General features: G+C 70.5%; 17 protein-coding genes. 8 read left to right on the top strand and 9 right to left on the bottom strand.

Annotated elements, in window-relative coordinates; all coding sequences use genetic code 11:
- Positions 1-33: 33 nt before the first annotated feature.
- The gene (locus tag AQJ58_RS12340) at positions 34-1,314 is read right to left on the bottom strand and encodes an MFS transporter (RefSeq protein WP_067248788.1); all 1,281 of its coding nucleotides are present in this window, start codon (positions 1,312-1,314) and stop codon (positions 34-36) included.
- 63 nt (positions 1,315-1,377) lie between these two features.
- On the opposite strand from AQJ58_RS12340, the gene AQJ58_RS12335 reads away from it, so the two are divergent.
- Positions 1,378-2,340 carry a LysR family transcriptional regulator gene (locus AQJ58_RS12335; protein WP_067248785.1) on the top strand — a complete coding sequence of 321 codons (963 nt, stop codon included), beginning with the start codon at positions 1,378-1,380 and terminating at the stop codon, positions 2,338-2,340.
- Between the two features lie 118 nt (positions 2,341-2,458).
- Here AQJ58_RS12335 and AQJ58_RS12330 read toward each other — a convergent pair whose 3' ends face one another.
- Complete coding sequence (locus AQJ58_RS12330; RefSeq protein WP_067248782.1) at positions 2,459-3,220, bottom strand: prolyl oligopeptidase family serine peptidase; 762 nt, start codon at positions 3,218-3,220, stop codon at positions 2,459-2,461.
- A gap of 113 nt (positions 3,221-3,333) precedes the next feature.
- On the opposite strand from AQJ58_RS12330, the gene AQJ58_RS12325 reads away from it, so the two are divergent.
- Complete coding sequence (locus AQJ58_RS12325) at positions 3,334-4,497, top strand: adenosine deaminase (protein WP_067248779.1); 1,164 nt, start codon at positions 3,334-3,336, stop codon at positions 4,495-4,497.
- 138 nt (positions 4,498-4,635) lie between these two features.
- The gene (locus AQJ58_RS12320) at positions 4,636-5,013 is read left to right on the top strand and encodes an ATP-binding protein (protein ID WP_067248777.1); all 378 of its coding nucleotides are present in this window, start codon (positions 4,636-4,638) and stop codon (positions 5,011-5,013) included.
- Between the two features lie 100 nt (positions 5,014-5,113).
- Here the strand turns inward: AQJ58_RS12320 and AQJ58_RS12315 are convergent, their stop codons facing one another.
- The 5 genes from AQJ58_RS12315 to afsQ1 all read right to left on the bottom strand — a co-directional run bounded on the left by AQJ58_RS12315 (position 5,114) and on the right by afsQ1 (position 9,084).
- Entirely contained in the window at positions 5,114-5,314 is a 201-nt protein-coding gene (locus AQJ58_RS12315) for a PspC domain-containing protein (RefSeq protein ID WP_067248775.1), read from the bottom strand.
- A gap of 129 nt (positions 5,315-5,443) precedes the next feature.
- Positions 5,444-5,995 carry a VanZ family protein gene (locus AQJ58_RS12310; RefSeq protein WP_067248772.1) on the bottom strand — a complete coding sequence of 184 codons (552 nt, stop codon included), beginning with the start codon at positions 5,993-5,995 and terminating at the stop codon, positions 5,444-5,446.
- A 181-nt stretch (positions 5,996-6,176) separates the two neighbouring features.
- Positions 6,177-6,782: a hypothetical protein gene (locus AQJ58_RS12305; protein ID WP_067248769.1), complete on the bottom strand. Its 606-nt coding sequence runs from the start codon at positions 6,780-6,782 to the stop codon at positions 6,177-6,179.
- Complete coding sequence (locus AQJ58_RS12300; RefSeq protein WP_067248767.1) at positions 6,782-8,410, bottom strand: sensor histidine kinase; 1,629 nt, start codon at positions 8,408-8,410, stop codon at positions 6,782-6,784. The genes AQJ58_RS12305 and AQJ58_RS12300 overlap by 1 nt, the downstream gene beginning before the upstream one ends.
- Complete coding sequence (gene afsQ1, locus AQJ58_RS12295) at positions 8,407-9,084, bottom strand: two-component system response regulator AfsQ1 (protein ID WP_199844574.1); 678 nt, start codon at positions 9,082-9,084, stop codon at positions 8,407-8,409. Before afsQ1 ends, AQJ58_RS12300 begins: the two co-directional genes overlap by 4 nt.
- A 1,120-nt stretch (positions 9,085-10,204) precedes the next feature.
- Between afsQ1 and AQJ58_RS12290 the strand changes: the two genes are divergently transcribed.
- Complete coding sequence (locus AQJ58_RS12290; RefSeq protein WP_067248762.1) at positions 10,205-10,951, top strand: SigE family RNA polymerase sigma factor; 747 nt, start codon at positions 10,205-10,207, stop codon at positions 10,949-10,951.
- A 213-nt stretch (positions 10,952-11,164) separates the two neighbouring features.
- On the opposite strand, the gene AQJ58_RS12285 is transcribed toward AQJ58_RS12290, so the two are convergent.
- Positions 11,165-11,872, bottom strand: a complete 708-nt coding sequence (locus tag AQJ58_RS12285; protein ID WP_079078882.1) for a uridine kinase family protein — start codon at positions 11,870-11,872, stop codon at positions 11,165-11,167.
- A gap of 59 nt (positions 11,873-11,931) precedes the next feature.
- Here AQJ58_RS12285 and AQJ58_RS12280 point away from each other — a divergent pair, with 59 nt between their 5' ends.
- The 4 genes from AQJ58_RS12280 (at position 11,932) to mads5 (ending at position 19,233) form a co-directional block, all read left to right on the top strand.
- The gene (locus tag AQJ58_RS12280; protein ID WP_067248758.1) at positions 11,932-12,339 is read left to right on the top strand and encodes a hypothetical protein; all 408 of its coding nucleotides are present in this window, start codon (positions 11,932-11,934) and stop codon (positions 12,337-12,339) included.
- Positions 12,340-13,251: 912 nt separating this feature from the next.
- Positions 13,252-15,438 (top strand): AIPR family protein, encoded by a 2,187-nt coding sequence (locus AQJ58_RS12275; RefSeq protein ID WP_067248756.1) that lies wholly within the window; start codon positions 13,252-13,254, stop codon positions 15,436-15,438.
- Between the two features lie 52 nt (positions 15,439-15,490).
- Positions 15,491-17,812, top strand: a complete 2,322-nt coding sequence (gene mads2, locus AQJ58_RS12270) for a methylation-associated defense system DNA methyltransferase MAD2 (protein WP_159056238.1) — start codon at positions 15,491-15,493, stop codon at positions 17,810-17,812.
- Complete coding sequence (mads5, locus tag AQJ58_RS12265) at positions 17,809-19,233, top strand: methylation-associated defense system restriction endonuclease subunit S MAD5 (RefSeq protein WP_067248752.1); 1,425 nt, start codon at positions 17,809-17,811, stop codon at positions 19,231-19,233. The genes mads2 and mads5 overlap by 4 nt, the downstream gene beginning before the upstream one ends.
- A gap of 69 nt (positions 19,234-19,302) precedes the next feature.
- Here mads5 and AQJ58_RS12260 read toward each other — a convergent pair whose 3' ends face one another.
- Entirely contained in the window at positions 19,303-19,512 is a 210-nt protein-coding gene (locus AQJ58_RS12260; protein WP_067248750.1) for a DUF397 domain-containing protein, read from the bottom strand.
- Positions 19,513-19,524 lie beyond the last annotated feature (12 nt).

Here is a 19,524-nt window from a genome sequence, read left to right as displayed (position 1 = left end):
ACAGGGGGAACGTCCGACGCGGGGACCGGTGACTCAGTGGGCGGGCACGGGCTCCCGCCGCGCCGCGACCCGCGCCGCCCGGGTGCCGAGAACCGTGATGGCCACGACCCCGAGGACCGCCAGGACGCCCACGCCGACCGTGCCGGCCCAGCCGCCGGAGTGGAAGGCGAGCGCGCCGACCGTCGAGCCGGTGCTGGAGCCGATGTAGTACGCCGACTGGTAGAGCGCGGAGGCCTGGGCACGGCCCGTGGTCGCCGTCCTGCTGACCGCCGAGGACGCCACCGCGTGCCCCGCGAAGAAGCCCGCCGTGATCAGGACCAGGCCCAGCAGGACCATCGGCAGCGAGTCGGCCAGGGACAGCAGCAGACCCGTCGCGGTCGTCCCGGCCGCCAGGTACAGGGCCCCGCGCCGCCCCAGCCGGCCCACCAGCCGGCCCGCCGTCGACGCCGAGACCGTACCCACCAGGTACACCAGGAAGATCGAGCCGACGATGCCCTGCGGGAGCGAGAAGGGCGCCTCGGTCAGCCGGTAGCCGACGACCGTGTACACCCCGCCGAAGACGGTCATGAACAGCGCGCCGATCGCGTACAGCCGGCACAGCAGCGGGTTCGCCAGATGCTCACGGACCGTGCGGGCCAGGACGCGGGGCCGCAGCGAGCCCGCCGTGAAGTGCCGGGGCGCCGGCAGCAGCAGCCGGAACGCGATCGCGCAGCCCACGGCCAGCACACCGATCACCGCGACGGCGACCCGCCAGCCCCACTCCTGCGCGACCCAGCCGGTGATGACCCGGCCGCTCATCCCGCCGACGCTGTTGCCCGCGACGAACAGCCCGATCGCCGTGACCAGGGCCCTCGGGCGCACCTCCTCGGCCAGATACGCGGTCGCCGACGCCGGGAGCCCGGCCAGCGCCGCGCCCTGCACCGCCCGCAGCACCACGAGCGCGCCCAGCGACGGCGCGAAGGGGACCAGCAGTCCCACGGTCACCGCGACCGCCAGCGAGGCCGTCATCACCGTACGGCGGCCGTAGCGCTCGGAGAGGGCACTCATCGGCAGCACGAACAGCGCGAGTCCGCCGGTCGCCGCCGCCACCGTCCAGCTCGCCTCGCTCGCCGCCACCCCGAAGTCACCGGAGATCAGCGGGAGCAGCGCCTGTGTGGAGTACAGCAGGGCGAAGGTCGCCACACCGGCGAGGAAGAGCGCGAGGCTCATCCGGCGGTAGCCGGGGCCACCGGGGGTCATACGGGTGTCGTCGACGACGGGGACGGAGGAGGCGGCGCCCACGACGGTGGACGCCCCCGTACTGGCGGGAGACATGCCTCGAAACTACGGACGCCCCCGTTCATCCGTCCAATGCACGGACTCCCCATAATCGTTCCCATGGTGCATCAGCAGAGGTCACGAGCTCATCTGTCACCGTCCAGTGACACAGAAGACATGACTGACATGTCGAGGTTGCTGGCGCCCCGGCTCGCCCACTTCGCCGGGGTCGCCCGCACCGAGCACGTCACCCGGGCCGCGCAGGAGATGGGGGTCCCGCAGTCGACCCTGTCCCGGGCGATGGTCCGGCTCGAACAGGACCTGGGCGTCGACCTCTTCGCCCGCCGCGGCCGCACGGTCTCCCTCACCCCGGCCGGCCGCACCTTCCTCGCCTCGGTCGAACGCGCCCTCGCGGAGATCGAGAAGGCCGCCGAGGAGGTCCGCGCCGACGCCGACGCCGCCACCGGCAAGGTCGCCTTCGGCTTCCTCCACACGATGGGCGCCGAGACCGTCCCCGGCCTGATCCACGCCTTCCGCGCCGATCACCCCCGGGTCCGCTTCAGCCTCGTCCAGAACTACGGCGAGGCGATGCTGGAGCGCCTGCGGGCCGGCGAGCTCGACCTCTGCCTCACCTCCCCGGTCCCGGACGCCCCCGATCTGGTCGCCCGCCGCCTCGACGAGCAGAAGCTCCGCCTGGTCGTCCCCGCCGACCACCGCCTGGCCTCCCGCCGGCGCATCCGCCTCGCCGAGGCGGCCGACGAAACCTTCGTCACCCTCGAACCCAACTACGGCATGCGCCGCATCACCGACGACCTCTGCAAGGAGGCCGGCTTCAAACCCCGCATCGCCTTCGAGGGCGAGGAGGCGGAGACCCTGCGGGGCCTGGTGGCGGCGGGCCTGGGCGTCGCCCTCCTGCCCCCGCCGGCGGTGGCCCGCCCGGGGGTGGTCGAACTGACGGTCACGGCCCCCCGGGCGGTCCGCGAGATCGGCGTGGCCTGGCTGGACGGCCACCCGGACACACCCCCGGTGGCGGCCTTCAAGAGATTCCTGCTCTCAAGACGCGGAAACCTGCTGCCTACCTAGGGTCAGCCCACGCAGGAGGCGCGGGGCGGTATCGACTTGCGGCTCCGCCGCGTGAGCGCGACCAGCCCCCACCCACCCGCACCCGCCCCCCGCACCCCGCGCCCGGGAACGGCCCGACCTACCTCCGCAACGACTTCCCGAACCCCGCCGCCAACGGCATCCGCAACCCCAACGGCGGCGGAGCCGCCAGCGCGTCCTCGACAGGCCGGGAGAACGTCCTCCCGAACAACACCCCCATCACGAAGTCCTCGGCCAGCGCCAGCACTTCGTCCCGGTACTGATGCAACCCGTGCCCGTCCGCGTGCACCTCGAACCGGCACACGTCCCGGTTCGCCTTCTTCACCCGCGCCGCCAGCCGGAAGGACAACTCCGGGTCGCTGCGGTCGTCATGCGTCCCGTGCACCACCATCACCCGCCGCCCCACCAACTGCTTCACCGGTTCGGGTGGCGCCGCCACGTCCTCCTGCGGCAGCCACGGGGCGAGGGCCAGCACGGAGTTGACGGCCGCATGGCCCCCGGCCCGGAGCGCGGCGCGGCCGCCCATCCCGGTCCCGGCGAGGCACACGGGAACGTCCCCGTAGCGCCGTACGACCTCGTCCGCCGCCCAGGTGGCGTCAGCGGCGAGATGCGCCGCGCCGCCGTTCCAGCCGCGGTAGCGGTAGTGCACGACATGGGTGACCAGCCCTTCCTCCCGGCCGGCCCGCGTGAGTCTTCGCCCGAGGCCGCGCACGGAGGCGGCCGCCCACATCGGGGACGGTCGGCGTTCGGACACCTCCTCGCCGCCCGGGAGCAGCAGCACCACCCCGCTCACCGCCGTCGGCTCCGGTCCGATCGCCTTCCCCAGCCTGGCCGTCCGAGCCGGCGTCAGTTGCTGTGCCATGACAGAACAGTGTCAGAAGCAGTGGTGGACTCCACCCGTCCGGGCGGTCACCATTGCGTATCGGCGGCGGGGTGCAACGGGTGATCTACGCGCGTAGGAGTTAGAGTGCGGAAATGACGAGCCAGAGCATCCAGGCGGGCATCACCCCCACCCCGGACCAGATCCGGCGGGCGCCCAAGGTTCTGCTGCACGACCACCTCGACGGCGGGCTGCGCCCCGGCACGATCGTCGACCTCGCCCGGGAGACCGGGTACCCCCACCTCCCCGAGAGCGACCCCGACAAGCTCGGCCTCTGGTTCCGGGAGGCCGCCGACTCCGGCTCCCTGGAACGGTACTTGGAGACCTTCTCGCACACCGTCGGTGTGATGCAGACCCGCGACGCCCTGGTCCGGGTCGCGCGCGAGTGTGCCGAGGACCTCGCCGAGGACGGTGTCGTCTACGCCGAGGTGCGCTACGCCCCCGAGCAGCACCTCGAAGCCGGACTGAGCCTCGAAGAGGTCGTCGAGGCCGTCGACGAGGGCTTCCGGGAAGGCGAGCGGAACGCCCGCCGCAACGGCCGCCGCATCCGCGTAGGCGCCCTGCTCACGGCGATGCGGCACGCCGCCCGCGCCCTGGAGATCGCCGAACTCGCCAACCGCTACCGGGATCTCGGCGTCGTCGGCTTCGACATCGCGGGCGCCGAGGCAGGCTTCCCGCCCACCCGCCACCTCGACGCCTTCGAGTACCTGAAGCGGGAGAACAACCACTTCACGATCCACGCCGGCGAGGCCTTCGGTCTGCCCTCCATCTGGCAGGCCCTCCAGTGGTGCGGCGCCGACCGGCTCGGGCACGGCGTCCGCATCATCGACGACATCGAGGTCGCCGCCGACGGAAGCGTGAAGCTCGGCCGGCTCGCCTCCTACGTCCGCGACAAGCGCGTCCCGCTGGAGATGTGCCCCAGCTCCAACCTCCAGACCGGCGCGGCCGCCTCCTACGCCGAGCACCCCATCGGTCTGCTGCGGCGGCTGCACTTCCGGGCCACGGTCAACACCGACAACCGGCTGATGTCCGGCACCAGCATGAGCCGCGAATTCGAGCACCTTGTCGGCGCATTCGGATACACGCTCGACGATCTGCAATGGTTCTCGGTCAATGCTATGAAGTCAGCATTCATTCCTTTCGATGAACGTCTCGCCATGATCAATGACGTGATCAAGCCCGGCTATGCCGAGCTCAAGTCCGAATGGCTGTTCCAACAGACGGCCTCCACCAGCGGTTCCGTGCCCAAGGAGGACTGACCGCACGATTTCCCCGGGGGCGAGATGCGGGCGCGTGTTCACCATCCGTCCGCATTTCGATGTTTGCGGCCTCCCCCTTTCCGTGTTTACGGTCGTGGACCGATCGGTTCCCCGTATCCCATTCGAGGACGCATTTTCATGAAGCAGTCTGCTGCCAAGACCCTCGGCGTCGCCGCCCTCGGTGCCGCCATCGCCGCCGTCGGCGCGGGCGCCGCCCACGCCGCCCCGGCCGTCCCCGACGCCTCGCAGGCGCTGGAGACGGTCACCGGCTCGCTGCCCTTGGAGAACGTCACGAACGTCACCAAGGCGCTGCCGGGTGCCGGCAAGGCCCTGGAGCAGGCCCAGCTCTCGCAGGCCCAGCCGGCGCTCGCCGCGGGCCTCGCCGCCGTACAGCCGGCTGCCGAGCAGGCGCTCTCGCACGGCCCGACCAAGCCGGTCGCCGGGCTGCTCGGCGGGCTTCCGGTCCAGGGTCTGCCCACCCACGGGCTGCCGGTGAACGGGCTGCCGATCGGCTGAATCCCGTGTGGACATGACGCCGTCGGGGCGCACCCGTGAGTGACGGGCGCGCCCCGACGGCGTTCTCCTGCGGACCCGGGGTGCACGCGGTGCACTCGGGTCACCAGGCCGCGCGCGCCTTGTCCTCCGAGGGGAACATGATCCACAGCGCTATGTAGAGCAGGAACTGCGGGCCCGGCAGCAGACAGGACAGCAGGAAGATCACACGCATGGTGGTCGCGGAGGTACCGAAGCGGCGGGCCAGCGCGGCGCACACTCCGCCGATCATGCGGCCGTGGGTGGGGCGGGCGAGGCTGGACATCTGGGGCTCCTTCATGAGCGTCGGTGCAGAGGCGGCCCTTACGGCCGTCCCATCTGCCGTCAACGCTACGGACCCGAAGAACGCGAAGCGTCACTCTCCGGAGCCATCCCGACCCCGAGATTCCTTCTCCTACGGAGCGATGCCGACCCTGGGAATCCTCGGGGTCCGACCCTGAGCCGCGTCCTCCGCCAAGGCCGCCGACGGCATCCGGCGCTCCCCCCTGCGGCGCAGCCACACCCGGGCCGCAGGCACCACCGCGGCATGCGCGAGCGCCACCCCCACGGTGTTCAGCAGCAGCGAGTCCACGTCCACGACCTGCCCGGGCACCCCCGTCTGGAGCAGCTCGATCGCCAGCGACAACAGGGCACCCGCCGCGACCGTACGGATCAGGGAGACGAGCGGCGAGACCCGGAGCCGACCGTGCACCAGCGGCAACAGCACACCCAGCGGGGCCAGCAGCCCCAGCCCGCCGCCGATCCGCCGGGCCGCCTCGGGCCAGCCCAGTCTCAGGTCGGCGCGGATCCCGGCGAACGGATGCAGATTGGTCGGCAGCACCCAGGGCACGTCCCGGGGGCGCAGCGTGACCCAGGCCACGAACACGAGATGTGCGGCCAGGAGGACAACCCCGGTCGCACGGAGACGGAACGCGGCGCTGCCGCCGATGGAGCCTTGACGCTGCACGCCCCCCTAGACGCACCCCCCGACACGATCGGTTCCGGCTCCCCGCCCGGCACCCCCGCAAGCCCTTGCTGTTCCCCGTCGGCCGCACCCCCTCGCCCGACGGTGACCTGCGGCGACACCGCGGGCCGGGGCCCCCGTGAGGCGTCCGCCACATCGGCGGCGGGCCGCACGTGCCGGCCGCTCAGGTCCCGGTGACGGGCGACGACGGCGGTTCGGTGCTGCCGGGCCTGGAGCGGACCTCGTCCGTGCACGCGTAGCGGCGCAGGGGATCGGAACCGGGCCCGCCCAGGACGACCGAGCCGTCGCCCTCGGCCGCGGCCGAGTCGGAGAAGGTGCACACCAGCTGGGCGAGCGCGTACGAGGTGAGGGTGTCCGGGGGCACGCTCAGCCGGAGCGCGTCCTCGGGGTCCTTCGGGCCCGGACCGCCGACCGTCATCCCCCCGCGCACGTCGGTGGTGTACCCGGCCTCCTTCTCGGCGGCCGACGGCGACTCGGCGAGCTGGTCGAGCAGGCCCTGCGCCACCAGAGCCCGCCGCTGGGCGTCAGCCGCCCCGTCCGTGACCCGTACCGAGCGGTCGACGGTCACCAGCGACGAGCCGCACAGCAGGAACACCTGCACCGGCACGCCCGCCCGCGCGGACTGCGTCGTCACGTCCGGCTCGCTGAGCGAGCAGCGCACCCGGGAGGGCGCGGCCCCGAAGTCGGTCGGCACCTCGGTGGCCCGGATCCCGCAGCCGGTGAGCAGACCGGCGAGCAGGGGAAGCGCGAGCAGACGGCGTACGTTCATCAGGCGTCCCCCTTGTTGTCCTTCCCGGCCTTCCCGGCCTTCGCGCCCTGCGCGCCGGGACCCCCCGGCCCACCCGGTCCGCCCCGCGCCGCCTGGGCGCCCGGGTCCACCAGCTCCGACGCGTCCCTCGGCAGCCGCAGCGTGAACACCGCGCCGCCCTCGGGGGAGTTGGCGGCGGTGATCTCGCCGCCGTGGATGTGGGCGTTCTCCAGGGCGATCGACAGACCGAGCCCGCTGCCGTCGGAGCGCGGCCGCGAGGCGCTCGCCTTGTAGAACCGGTCGAAGACGTGCGGCAGCACGTCCTCGGGGATGCCCGGCCCGTGGTCGCGCACCGCGATGACGACGTCCTCGGCCGACTCGCGCACCGACACCCGCACCGGGGAACCGCCGTGCTTGAGCGCGTTGCCGATGAGGTTGGCGAGGATCACGTCCAGTCGGCGCGGGTCCAGCCGCGCGTGGATGCCGCGCTCGGCGTCCAGGTCGACCGCGTCCAGCCACGCGCGCGCGTCGATGCAGAACGTGATCTGGTCGGCGACGTCGACCGTGTCCACGACCAGCCGCGCCGTACCGGCGTCGAAGCGGGTGACCTCCATCAGGTTCTCGACGAGGTCGTTGAGCCGCCGGGTCTCGCTGACCACCAGCCGTACGGCCGGTTCGATCATCGGATCGATGCTGCCGGACTCCGCGTCCAGCTCCTCCTCCAGCACCTCCGTGACGGCGGTGATGGCGGTCAGCGGGGTGCGCAGCTCGTGCGACATGTCGGCGACGAACCGCCGGGACGCCTCGTCCCGCGCCGCCATGTCGTCGACCCGCTTCTCCAGCGCCTCCGCCGTCCGGTTGAACGTCCGGGACAGGTCGGCGAGTTCGTCCGTCCCCGACACCCGCAGCCGGGTGTCCAGCCGCCCCTCGCCGAGCCGCCGCGCGGCGACCCCCAGCCGGTGCACCGGCTTCAGTACGGTCGTGGCGGCGGCCTGCGCGAGCAGCGCGGCGCCGATCAGCGCGAGGCCGGTGGCGATCCCCAGCGACCAGGCCAGGGAGTTGAGGTCCTTCGCCTCCGGCTCCAGCGACTTGCGCATGTACCCGGTCGGCCCGCCGCCGATCACCTTCGTACCGGCCACCAGATAGGGCGTGCCGTGCTCCACGACCCGCTGCCAGTACAGGTGGTACGGCGACTTGTTGCCGTCGGTGACGTCCTGCTTCCTGTTCACCGCCGTCCGCAGCGACTTCGGCACGTCGTCCAGCGAGAAGCCGCTCAGTCCGCCGGAGTTGCCGTACACCGTCCGGCCGTTCGCGTCCTCGCCGACCAGCAGCACACTGAACCGCTGGCTGCTGTTGGCCATCTGCCCGGCGGTGTGCTGCAACTCGTCCTGCGTCGGATGCCCGGGCAGCGAGCCCGCCCGGTTCTGCATCTCCTGCTCGAAGTCCCGCAGCACCGCCCCCTGGGTACGGGTGAGGACGGCCTCGCGGTTGAGCCAGTACGCGATGCCGGACGCGGACACGGCGGCGGTCAGCGCGACCGCGCCGAAGACGACGACGAGCCTGAGGCGCAGGCTGGTGAACCTGAGCCGTGACAGATGACCCCTGCGCACCGCGGACCAGCCGCCGCGCGCCTCCTGCGCTTGTGTCACTGAGGGACGTCCAGGCGGTAGCCGACCCCGCGGACGGTACGGATCAGTGTCGGAGACGAGGGCACGTCCTCGACCTTGGCGCGCAGCCGCTGCACACAGGCGTCGACGAGCCGCGAGTCACCGAGGTAGTCGTGCTCCCACACCAGCCGCAGCAGCTGCTGCCGGGACAGCGCCTGCCCCGGCCGCCGGCTCAGCTCCAGGAGCAGCCGCAGCTCGGTCGGGGTGAGCTGGAGATCCTCGCCGTTCTTCGTCACGGTCATCGCCGCGCGGTCGATGACCAGGCTGCCGAAGGCCGCCGCGTCGTTCGACTCGCGCTCCCCGCGGCGCAGCACGGCCCGGATCCGGGCGTCCAGCACCCGGCCCTGGACGGGTTTGACGACATAGTCGTCGGCACCGGACTCCAGCCCGACCACCACGTCGATGTCGTCGCTGCGCGCGGTGAGCAGAATGATCGGCAGCTGGTCGGTGCGCCGGATGCGCCGGCACACCTCGAACCCGTCGATGCCGGGCAGCATGACATCCAGCACGATCAGATCCGGCCGCTGCTCACGCAACAGCTTCAGACCGTCCTCACCGCTCGCAGCGGTCGCCACACGGTGCCCCTGGCGCGTCAGTGAGAGCTCCAGGGCCGTACGGATGGCGTCGTCGTCCTCGATCAGCAACAGGGAAGGCACGGGCTCATTCTGGCCCATGAGGGGGCTGTCGTTCGACCTGTGGGTCGGTGCTGAGACGGCACAGGCAGATGCATTCCGCGGCGCGGGCGGTGCGGAGGGGTTCGGAGGTGCCCCGCGCACGCCGGTGGCGGGGGTACGTTTCCAGTCGGCCGCGTACCCGCGGACCTGCGGCTTCGACGCGGGCGAGCAGGTCGCCGCGGGGCCGCGGACCGAGGCGCTCGGCGAGGTCGGAGAGCACCGGCCGGCCTTCCCCGCCGAGCCGCGGACACGGCACGACACCACCAGGACGACCGGGCCCGCCCACCTGCCCCGACCCGCCCGGCTGTCCCGGTCCGCCCGCCTGTCCCGGCCTGCCTGGCTGCCGCCGGCCTGCCTGGCTACCGCCGGCCTGCCTGGCTACCGCCGGTGCGCCCGGTGCGCCTGGCTGCCGCCGGTCGACCTGGCTGCCGTCGGCCTGCCCGGCTGCCACCGGTCCGCCTGGCTGCCGCAGGCCCGCCCACCTGTCGCCCGTGCGCCCGGTGCGCCTGGCTGCCGCCGGTGCGCCCGGTCCGCCTGGCTCCCGCAGGCCCGCTCACCTGCCGCCGGCCCGCCCGGTCTGCCTGGCTGCCACCCATCGGCCCTCCCGGTCCGCCCGGTCCTCCCGGTCCGCCCGGCTGTCCCGCACTGGTCCACCCGGTTCGCCCGGCCGTCCCGGACCGGTCCACCAGGTTCGCCTGGGGCACCTGGTCGGTCGGCCAAGGCCCGGTGCCGTCGTGATTCGTTCGGGCCGGCCCAGCCTGCGGGCGGTGTCCTCGGCGCAGGCCAGCGCGCGGAGTTGACGTCCCGCAGCCGCACTGATGGGCGCCGATCACACCGAGCGGCTCGCGCGGCGGGACGGCCGAGGGCCCGGTCGGCGGCGGGAACGGGCCAGGTCAGGACCGCAGGGTGGGCGCGCCGGGGCGCCGAGCCGGCGACCGTACCCCCGACGACTGTGCACGCCCTGTGGTGTCGGCATGACGGACCCCTGTGACAGGTCTGTGACAGTCGGCGGACACGGCGATGAAGTGGCCCCGGCAGTCTTTTGGTCACAGGCAAGAACGCAAAGAACGAAACACCGGAAGTCCACGACGGGGGGCGCGAGATGAACACGCTGCACGGTAAGAGCACCACCGCAGTCGCAGTCGTCACGCGTCTCCACGACGTGAACGTCGGCCGGGGTTCAGAGAAGTCCGGTGTCGTGAGCGGGCGGGGGTGCGCTCGCGGCACCGGGCGGCAGCACACCGGGTTCATGACGGTGGTCGACACGGGGGAACAGGCTCACGGGGGAGCCGCGTACAGGGAGGACACGGGGGAGCGTCGCTCGCTGACCGAGGCGGAGTTCACCGCCTACGTCACGGAGCGCCGCGCCTCCCTGTACGCCACCGCCTACCACCTCACCGGCGACCGCTTCGAGGCCGAGGACCTGCTGCAGAGCGCGCTGTTCTCGACGTACCGCGCCTGGGAGCGGATCAGTGACAAGGCCGCCGTCGGGGGGTATCTGCGGCGGACGATGACCAACCTGCATATCAGCGCGTGGCGCCGCCGCAAGCTGAACGAGTACCCGACCGAGGAACTGCCGGAGACGCCCGGCGACACGGACGCGATGCGCGGCACCGAACTGCGCGCGGTCCTGTGGCAGGCGCTGGCCCGGCTGCCCGAACTCCAGCGGACGATGCTGGTCCTGCGCTACTACGAGGGCCGCACCGACCCGGAGATCGCGGAGATCCTCGACATAAGTGTCGGCACGGTGAAGTCCAGCATCTGGCGGTCGCTCCGCCGGCTGCGCGAGGACGAGGTCCTCAGCTTCGGCCGTGACGAGGAGGACGCCTTCGGGGAGCTTGTCGCCTGAGGGTTACGGGGGAACGGGGAAACGGGGGAACGGGGGAGCGGTACCGCGGCCCGACGGGGGAAGCCGGGCAGCGGTGCCGCACAGCACGGGGGAACGCCGCTGGGGGGTGGCGTGGGGGGAACGGGGGAAGCGGGACTGGAGGGCCGGGGGGTCCGTCCAGTCCCGCTTTCATGTGTCCGCAGGGTTCGCCTGTCCCTCGTCCGAGTGAATCTTTCAGGCGGTGCTGCGTGCGGCCGGTGCGCAGCGGCCCGCCGCCGCGGACGCCAGGCGACCCATCGCCTCGTCGCGGTCGCAGGCGTACGCGCCGAGCGCGGTCTGCCGTGCCACGATGGAGCGCTCCGCCCGCATCAGCCGCCAGCCCCGGCGCAGCAGGAACGGCACCGACTTGCGGCCCTCCCGCAGATCGCGCAGGAAGCGGCGGCGGAACGTCTTCACCGGGCCCCGGCTCAGACACAGCGCGTCGGCCAGCACCCCGAGCTCACGGCAGCGCTCGACGATCTCGGCGGCGAAGATGCCCTCGGCGATGAACAGCGGGGTCCGCCCCACCTCGACCGCCTCCGTGCCGGTGCGGGCGCTGAGCGAGATGTCGTAGACCGGTACCTGGGTACGGCCCGACGCGCACAGTTCGACGATGGCGGCGACGGCCGTGTCCGCGTCCCACGACCCGGGGTGGTCCCAGTCGATGTCGGAGCTCCCGGCGACCAGCGGCAGGGTCGGGTCGTCGCCCTCCTTGTAGAAGTCGTCGAGCCGCAGCACGGGCAGGCCGGAGCGGGCGGCGAGAAGGGACTTGCCGGAGCCGGAAGGGCCGCAGAGCAGCACGACTCGGGTCGGTATGGGCGGTTGGGAGCTCACGGGACACCAGTGTGCGGCATCCCTCGGCCCCGGTACGACCCCGCGGGTCGGCTTTGAAGCGCGCGTCACACCTCGCCTACCCTGTGTGCCGATCCGATGACCGTGCGCAGCAGAAGGTGGCAGCAGCGATGGCCCGACACGCCTCTCCCCACAACCCCACCGGCCGGCGCGCGCTCGCCGCCCTCGCGACCGCCTCCGTGGCGCTGGGCGCGGGCGCCGGTGCCGCGTCGGCGGCGCCGGGCGAACCCGTCGTCGACGTGATGCGGACCCACCCCACCTCGCTGGGGAACATCGACCCCCAGACCGGGGTGCGGGGCACGCTCGCGGCCCTGCCCTACGTCACCGGCGCGCTCACGGGCCTCAAGCCGAACCCGCTGGCGGGCACGGGTGTGGACCCCCTCGACAACGGCGTCGGCACGCAGGTCGCCGACTTCCAGCCGCTGACCTCGCAGATGCTGACCGCGCCGGTGGCTCAGGCGCGGTCGCTCGGGGCGATTCCCGTGCTGGGGGATGTGGCGGGAGTGCTGGGCGGCTGAGCGCGCGACGCGAGAAGAGGGCGCCTGGGTGGTCGGCCGTCTTGAGCACTCGATCAGATCCCGCTCGGCCTGCGACATGGCGGAGCCGCGTGCGAAGCCGGTCAGTGCCATGAGCTTGCCGGCATTGGAGAAGCGGAATCCTCCGTGCTCGCGTGAGGTGGAAGGATCGGCAAGAGCGAAGATGTGCTGGTACTTGTTGCCCGGGTCCGCACCGTGGACAGGCGCCTGACCCGTAGGCCGGGGGTGAAGGCGTAGAACGATCCGATGTTGCCTTCCCAGACCAGCGCGTAACAGGGCTGGCCGGCCTCCAGATCGGACATCCCGTACGCGCTCAGCAGATGGGACCGCTCGTGGAGTGGAGCTGAAGGTGCGGACGGGGCTACTGAAGAAGCGGCTCTCACCCGTGAGTATGCCGCTCTCGTCGTACCCGAAGTACCCCGCACCCAGCGGAGGATCGACAGAGTGGAACCCCTTGCCCCACCTGCTGAGGCACACCACGTCGGGTGGTCCGTCCAGCCCTTCGGCTGCGTGCAGCAAGGTGGATGCGGTCAGGTCGGTCTACCGGCGAAAGGAGTCCTTCTCGCTCTCGTGCGAGAAGACGAGGTGCCCATCCTCGATGAGGGCGACAGTCCCGTCATTTCCAGGCTTGAACGACAGGATGCGCACCAGGCCCCCCGAGCGGCTGTCTTGTCCGGCAGACAAAGATAGCGACGGGCAGTCATGCAGGTCAATGCGCCCATAAGCAGCCCGAGTTGAGCATGCCGGTGGCTGTGAGCACTACGGCCAGAGGCGTATGTTCCGCTGAATCGAACGGAACGCCTTGCGCCTGCCGGGATAGCCTCGGGACGGTGTCGCCGGTGACGGCGGTGGAGCACTGGTGGACGAGGGGGACGCGTGCCGCATCCGGTTCAAGTGGCGAACCTGCGCAGGAAGTTGATCGAGCGGTTCCGGCCGTTCGGTATCACGGAGGACGTTGCTCACCGTCCGGACGAGGAGCAGATGTTCCTCAGCCGTGCTGTCGCCGCACTCGCCGTAACGCTGGAGACGGAACGGACGGACGAGCAGGCCGCGCAGACCATTACCGATGGGAGGGGAGACGAGGGCATCGACGCCATTGTCGTCGAGGGCCGGGAGATCATCGTCGTCCAGTCCAAGTGGAACGACAGGGGGAACGCAGGTTTCGGCCACGCCGATGTGGCGGCCGTCGTGGATGGCCTGCACTACCTCTTCAATCGCGATTTCGAGCGCCTCGGCCCCAAGATGGCTCCGCATGTTGCGGACCTCACGCGTGCCCTGGCGGCATCACGGCCGAAGGTGACGCTGGTTCTCGCGCTCGTCACCCGGAACGGGCTCCACCCCAACACTCGCAAGCGCCTGGAAGAAAAGATACGAGCGCTTCATCCCAGGAACCCCGACCTCGTCTCCCTGGAGATCATCGACCTGCCTGCGCTGTATCAGGCGGTTCTGGGAACCCGGCGCAGGGTCGACCTGGACATCGAGCTGGGCAGCCCGGGGAAGACGGACAAGCCCTTCCCCTTGTACTACGGGACCGTGCCTGCTTCGACGGTGGCCGACTGGTATGCGGGGGAGAACGGTGACGTGCTCACTGCCCGTAATGTACGTGACGCTCTGGGTGAGAGTGAGGTCAATGCCACCATCCAGGACTCCTTGATCCACAGGCCCGAGCACTTCCTGTACTTCAACGGCGGGATCACCCTTGTCTGTGACGAGGCCGGCCCCAAGGGCGTGGATCCGCCCGACCGGTGGGCGTCGATCGGGCTGCACCTCGAAGGCGCCAGTGTGATCAACGGTGCCCAGACCGGGGACGCGATACGCGCGGTGATGGAGTCCCACCCCGACTGCGTGGCGCAAGCCCAGGTGATGGTGCGCATCATCTCGCTGAAGGACTGCCCTGACGACTTCGGCGACCGGATCACCATCGCAGCCAACACGCAGAACCCCATCGAGGCACGGGACCTGAGGTCGGTGGAGCCGGAGCAGGCCGATCTGCGCGAGGACTTCCAGCTGGCCCTGAATCTGACGTACGCCGTCAAGCGGGGCGAGGTCGTACCGGACCGGGAGCAAGGCTGCACCATGGAGGAGGCGGCGCTTGCCCTCGCCGCCGTGCACCCGGACCCGGCTTTCGCCGCCGAGGCGAAGCGGAATCCGTCATGGCTATGGGAGAGGGCCCACTACCGGGAGATCTTCGGGCCCATGCCGACTGCCTTCCGGGTGTGGCGGTGTGTCGGTCTGCTTCGGGCGGTGCGCGACGAGGTCGGCAAGCTCGGCATGCTGGGTGACCTTGCCGAGCGGGCCAAGCTTGTGGGCGTGTCGAGCGCCCGCGTGGCCCAGGTGGCTGAGCATGCTGACATCCTGCTCACCCACGTGCTGTTCCACACCATGGAGATCGGCGACCTGGAGGCCCTGGACGGGGAAGCGTGGTCGGACCGACTGGCTCAGGTGCCAGGGCGGGTGAATCTGGCCGTACTGCTCATGATCGATGTGATCAACGCCGCGTACGGGCGAACCAGCCAGGTTGCCAAGGCGGTCACGCTGCCCGAGCGGGCCTCAGGAGTAGCGGGTCGCCTCACCGCGCTCCTGGTCGCGGGGGAGGCATCTGAGGCCGCGGCTGAAGCGCTGGTCGAAGAGCCGCACGCGGTTGTTGCCGAGACCGGGGGCGCCACACTGGCTGACCTGGCGCTCACGGCCGAGTCATTCGTTCGCACGCGACAGCCGACGTCTGGAACGCGCAGTACGCGCGCGGTCACGGTGATCGTCGAGCAGGGGCTCATCAGTGAGGGCACGCTTCTGGAACTGCGGCCGGATACCGAGGCCGACCGCAAGAACCTGCCCCGCTGGATCCAGGAGGACCCGCGGCGAGGGCGGGCTGTCTGGCGGAACAGCAAGAGCCGGCCGCTGGTGTGGGAGGCGGACGGGCAGGCGTACTCCCCGTCCAGCCTGGTCCGACGTATTCGCCTTGAGGCGATGGGCAACGACCAGCAGGTGCAGGGGACGAAGTACTGGGTCGACCCCGGCGGGCGTTCCCTGGTGCAGATCGCCGAGGACTGGGCCGTCACGGGGGAGGACGCCGAGGAATGACGTTGGCCTAGTGTGGGGCGGTACGCCGTACGGCAGACCGGCGGTGTGAAACGTGGCGATATGGGACAAGGTGGGCGCGGGCGCGATGGGTGAGGAACAGCTGGGCTTCGACATTCCCGAGGAGGGTGGGCGGAGGCCGGCACCGTCGGCCAAGGCGAACGCGAAGGCCTCCGGCAGGGGGCGTGCGCAGTCGGCGCCGGAGGAGAGCGCGGGGCCGCGCAAGCTCCAGGACGACGAGATCTTCGACTACATCTCCGGTACGAACGTCGTCAAGCACACCCCGATGGAGGAGGTCCGCCAGCGCATCGCCCGGGCGCTCGTCCACCAGTACGGCATCGACCCGCGCGACATGCGGGCCGACTTCCGCATCCAGGTCTCGAAGAACGGCCGGAAGACGTGGAAGCGGGCGAGCATCGCGATCTTCGAGCCCGGCTCGATCAAGCCCGGCGAGGAGCCCAAGCGGGAGGACATCCGCCGGATCGTCGTCATCAAGCCGCCCCGCAACGACAGCCGTACTGTCTCCAAGATCCGCACCTTCGCCCGGGCCAAGGAACAGGTCGACGAGGTCGCCGACCTGATGCACGGGGCCGGGCCGGAGTGCGTCTACGGCATGTGGACGGACGACAAGGACCTCTACTTCATCCGCCGCGACCCGCACCGCTTCGAGGACGTCTACCTGCCGCTGGCGAACTGGCCGCGCGGCGACGCCACCCTCTTCGACGCCAAGGGCAACATCTCCTCGCTCGGCATCATGCGCAGCGCCGACGAGACCATGCTCAAGTTCGCGTTCCGCCGCTGTCACGACTTCATCCACGGCAACGAGGGCCTGCCCAAGGACGCCGCGTTCTGGCAGTTCCTCTACGTCCTGTTCGCCAAGCTGCACGACGAGAAGATGGTGCGGGAGGGACAGGACCCCCGCTTCTACGTCGACACCACGGAGCTCGTGGCGCTGGCGAAGAGCGACGAGGGCAACCCCGCCGTCGCCCAGCGCGTGAAGGACCTCTTCGCGGAGTTCAAGAAGGAGCATCCGGACGAGCTCACCGAGTACGACCGCCTCACTCTCAATGAGGCCGCTCTCACCTTCATCGCCGGTGAACTGTCCACGTACACCCTCCTCGGCACCTCCCTCGACGCGGTCGGCACCGCCTACCAAGAACTCGTCGGCGCCAACCTGCGCGGCGACCGGGGTCAGTACTTCACCCCGAACGTCGCGACCCGCTTCATGGTCGAACTGCTCGACCCCCAGCCCGACGAGACCGTTCTCGACCCGTGCTGCGGCACCGGCGGCTTCCTGCGCGAGACGCTGCTGCATGTCCTGCACCGGGACGGGCTGCCCGCCTTCGGGCGGGGCATGTCCGTGCAGGCGAAGGCCGACGCGGAGACGGAGTACCGCCCGGAACTCGCGCGGTACGCCAGCGACCGGGTCTTCGGCATGGACTTCGACCCGTTCCTCACCCGCGCCGCCTCCTTCGGCCTGATGATGCTGACGGAGGTCAGGGGCAACACCTTCCAGGTGGACTCCCTCAGGTTCCCCCGCGGCAGCCAGGACAAGCCCGGTCACGGGCCCGCCATGGAGCGCCTGAACCGCGTCGGGATCGGACAGGTCGACGTCCTGCTCACCAACCCGCCCTTCGGCACGGACATCCCCGTCACCGGGTCGACCCTGGAGCTGTTCCGGACGGACGAGTTCGGCGGGGAGAAGCCGGCGAGCATCGCCTACGACTGGACCAAGGACAAGGAGAAGGGCGACGGCTCGCTCAAGCGCGGCAAGCCGGCCTCCTCCGTCCCGCCCGAGCGGCTCTTCGTGCAGAAGTGCGTGGAGTGGGTCAGGCCCGGCGGGCGCATCGGCATCGTCCTTCCCAACGGCATCCTGTCCAACCCCGGCCCGGACGACGAGGCGGTACGGCGGTACATCCTCGACGAGTGCTGGGTGATGGCCAGCGTCGAACTCCCTGTGGAACCCTTCGTGTTCGGCGCCGGCGTCAACATCCTCACCACCATGCTGTTCCTGCGGAAGAAGACCGAGCGGGAGAAGCAGGAGGAGCGGCTGTACGAGCCCAAGGACTACCCGGTGTTCATGGCCGTCGTCGAGAAGGTCGGCCACGACCGGCGCGGCAACCGGCTGTACGTGCGGGACGCGCGCGGCGAGTACGAGTGGCAGGAGTACGAGGAGAACGACGACATCTGGGTCGGGAACGTCGTCGTGCCCCGGAAGATCAACCGGCGCAAGCGGATCCTGGACAACGACCTGTTCGCGCTGCGGGACCGGACCGAGCACGATGTCGAGGTGCGGGCCAATGTGATCGACTCCTACCACGAGTTCCTGAAGGAGCACGGGCACGAACTTCCCTGGGTGAAGGGGGAATCGGCGTGAAGATCGCGGAGAGGGGGAATCCGGCGCGGCGGGGGTGGTTCGACAAGCAGGGGCTGAAGCTCGTTGCGAAGCCCTACCTGTCGGGGGCGTTCATCACACAGCGGTTGCTGGAGCGGTTGCCTGTGGAAAAGGTTCCGCTGAAGGACCTCACGGCAGGGTATGCGGGAGGCATCTTCGACGGTCCGCAATCGCGGCGGGTGTATCTCACTGACCCTGAGCACAGCGTGCCGTTCGTGGGCAGCAAGGACATGCTTGTCGCCGACCTCGGCGCGTTGCCCCGACTGAGCAAGGCCGAGGCGGAATCGCCCGGCTTGCGCTACATGGAGCTCAAGGCCGGGATGACCTTGATCTCACGGTCGGGATTCAACGCCGGGCGGCGCTCGTACACGCGCCCGGACATGGACGGTTTCTGGTCCTCGGAGCACGTCATGAAGGTTGTTCCCGACCAGAGCAAGATTCAGCCTGGATACCTGTACGCGTTCCTGGCCAGCCGGTTTGGCGAGGTGCTTGTCAGGGGTGGGATTTACGGCTCGGCCGTCAAGCACATCTCCCCCGACCATGTCGGTGAGATCCCCGTGCCGCGCTTCGGGGACGCTGTGGAGAACGAGATCCACGAACTCGTCGAGGACGCGGCCGAGTTGCGGGCCGAGTTCCAGGCGGGGCTTGAGGCGGCGACGCGGGATCTGTTCCGCACGGCCGAGATCGAGGATCTGCTGGATCTGCGGTGGCATGAGCAGGGGCGGGATCTGGGGTTCGCCCAGCGCCGTGTTACGGCGACGAGTCTGCGGGCGCTCAACTTCCAGCCGAGGGCTCGGAGGATTTTGGAGCGGTTGGGGGAGCGGGAGTGTGTGTCGTTGGGGGAGGTTTGTGAGAGGGGACAGCTGAGCCGGGGTATGCGGTTCCAGCGTGTCGACGGCGAACCCGGTAACACGTGCAGTTACCGGCTGGTCGGGCAGCGGCAGGCGTTCTGGTTGCGGCCGGAAGGGCGATGGATCAGCAAGGCGTTCACGCCGGACGAGGTGCGGGCCGCCGACGAGACGCTTCTGGTCGCTGCACGTGGGACGCTCGGCGAGAACGAGGTGTACGGGCGCTCCATCCTGGTGACGGGAGAGTGGGCCAATCTCGCCTATTCCGAGGACTTCCTGCGGATTCGTTCCGGGACCTCGGAGTACTCCGGCGCCTACCTGTACGCGTTGTTCCGCTCCGAGGCCCTATTCAGGCTGCTGCGCGCCTGCTCGACGGGCGGAAAGCAGCAGGACATCCATCTCGATCTGTGTCGGGAGATTCCCGTTCCTGTCCTCACCCAGCCCGACCGCGACCGCATCGCCGCCACCGTCCGGGCCGCCTACAAGAAGCGTGACGAGGCCGACCGCAGGGAAGACCTGGCTCTCGCGAGGCTGGAGGCGGCTGTGACGGGCTGAGCTGCCCGCCGGACTTCTTGTTCCGAACGGGTCCTGGAACACCTCCGGGACCCGTTTCGCGTAACCGCCTTACAGGGAGCCGTCCTTGACGCCGTCGACGAAGGGCTGCCAGGCCGCGCCGTCGAGCATCAGGATGGGGCCGTTCGTCTCCTTGCTGTCACGGACGGGGACCGCGCCGGGGAAGTCGTCGCAGACCTCGACGCATTCGTCCCCTGCCTGGTTTCCGCTGAACGATGACTTGCGCCAGCGGGCGGTGCTCAGGTCCGGGGTGACTCGCATGGCTCGTACATC

The sequence above is a fragment of the Streptomyces sp. DSM 15324 genome, assembly GCF_001514285.1.
Classification (GTDB): domain Bacteria; phylum Actinomycetota; class Actinomycetes; order Streptomycetales; family Streptomycetaceae; genus Streptomyces.
Note: the sequence above shows the minus strand (reverse complement) of the source record. Positions and strands in the feature narration are given on the sequence as shown.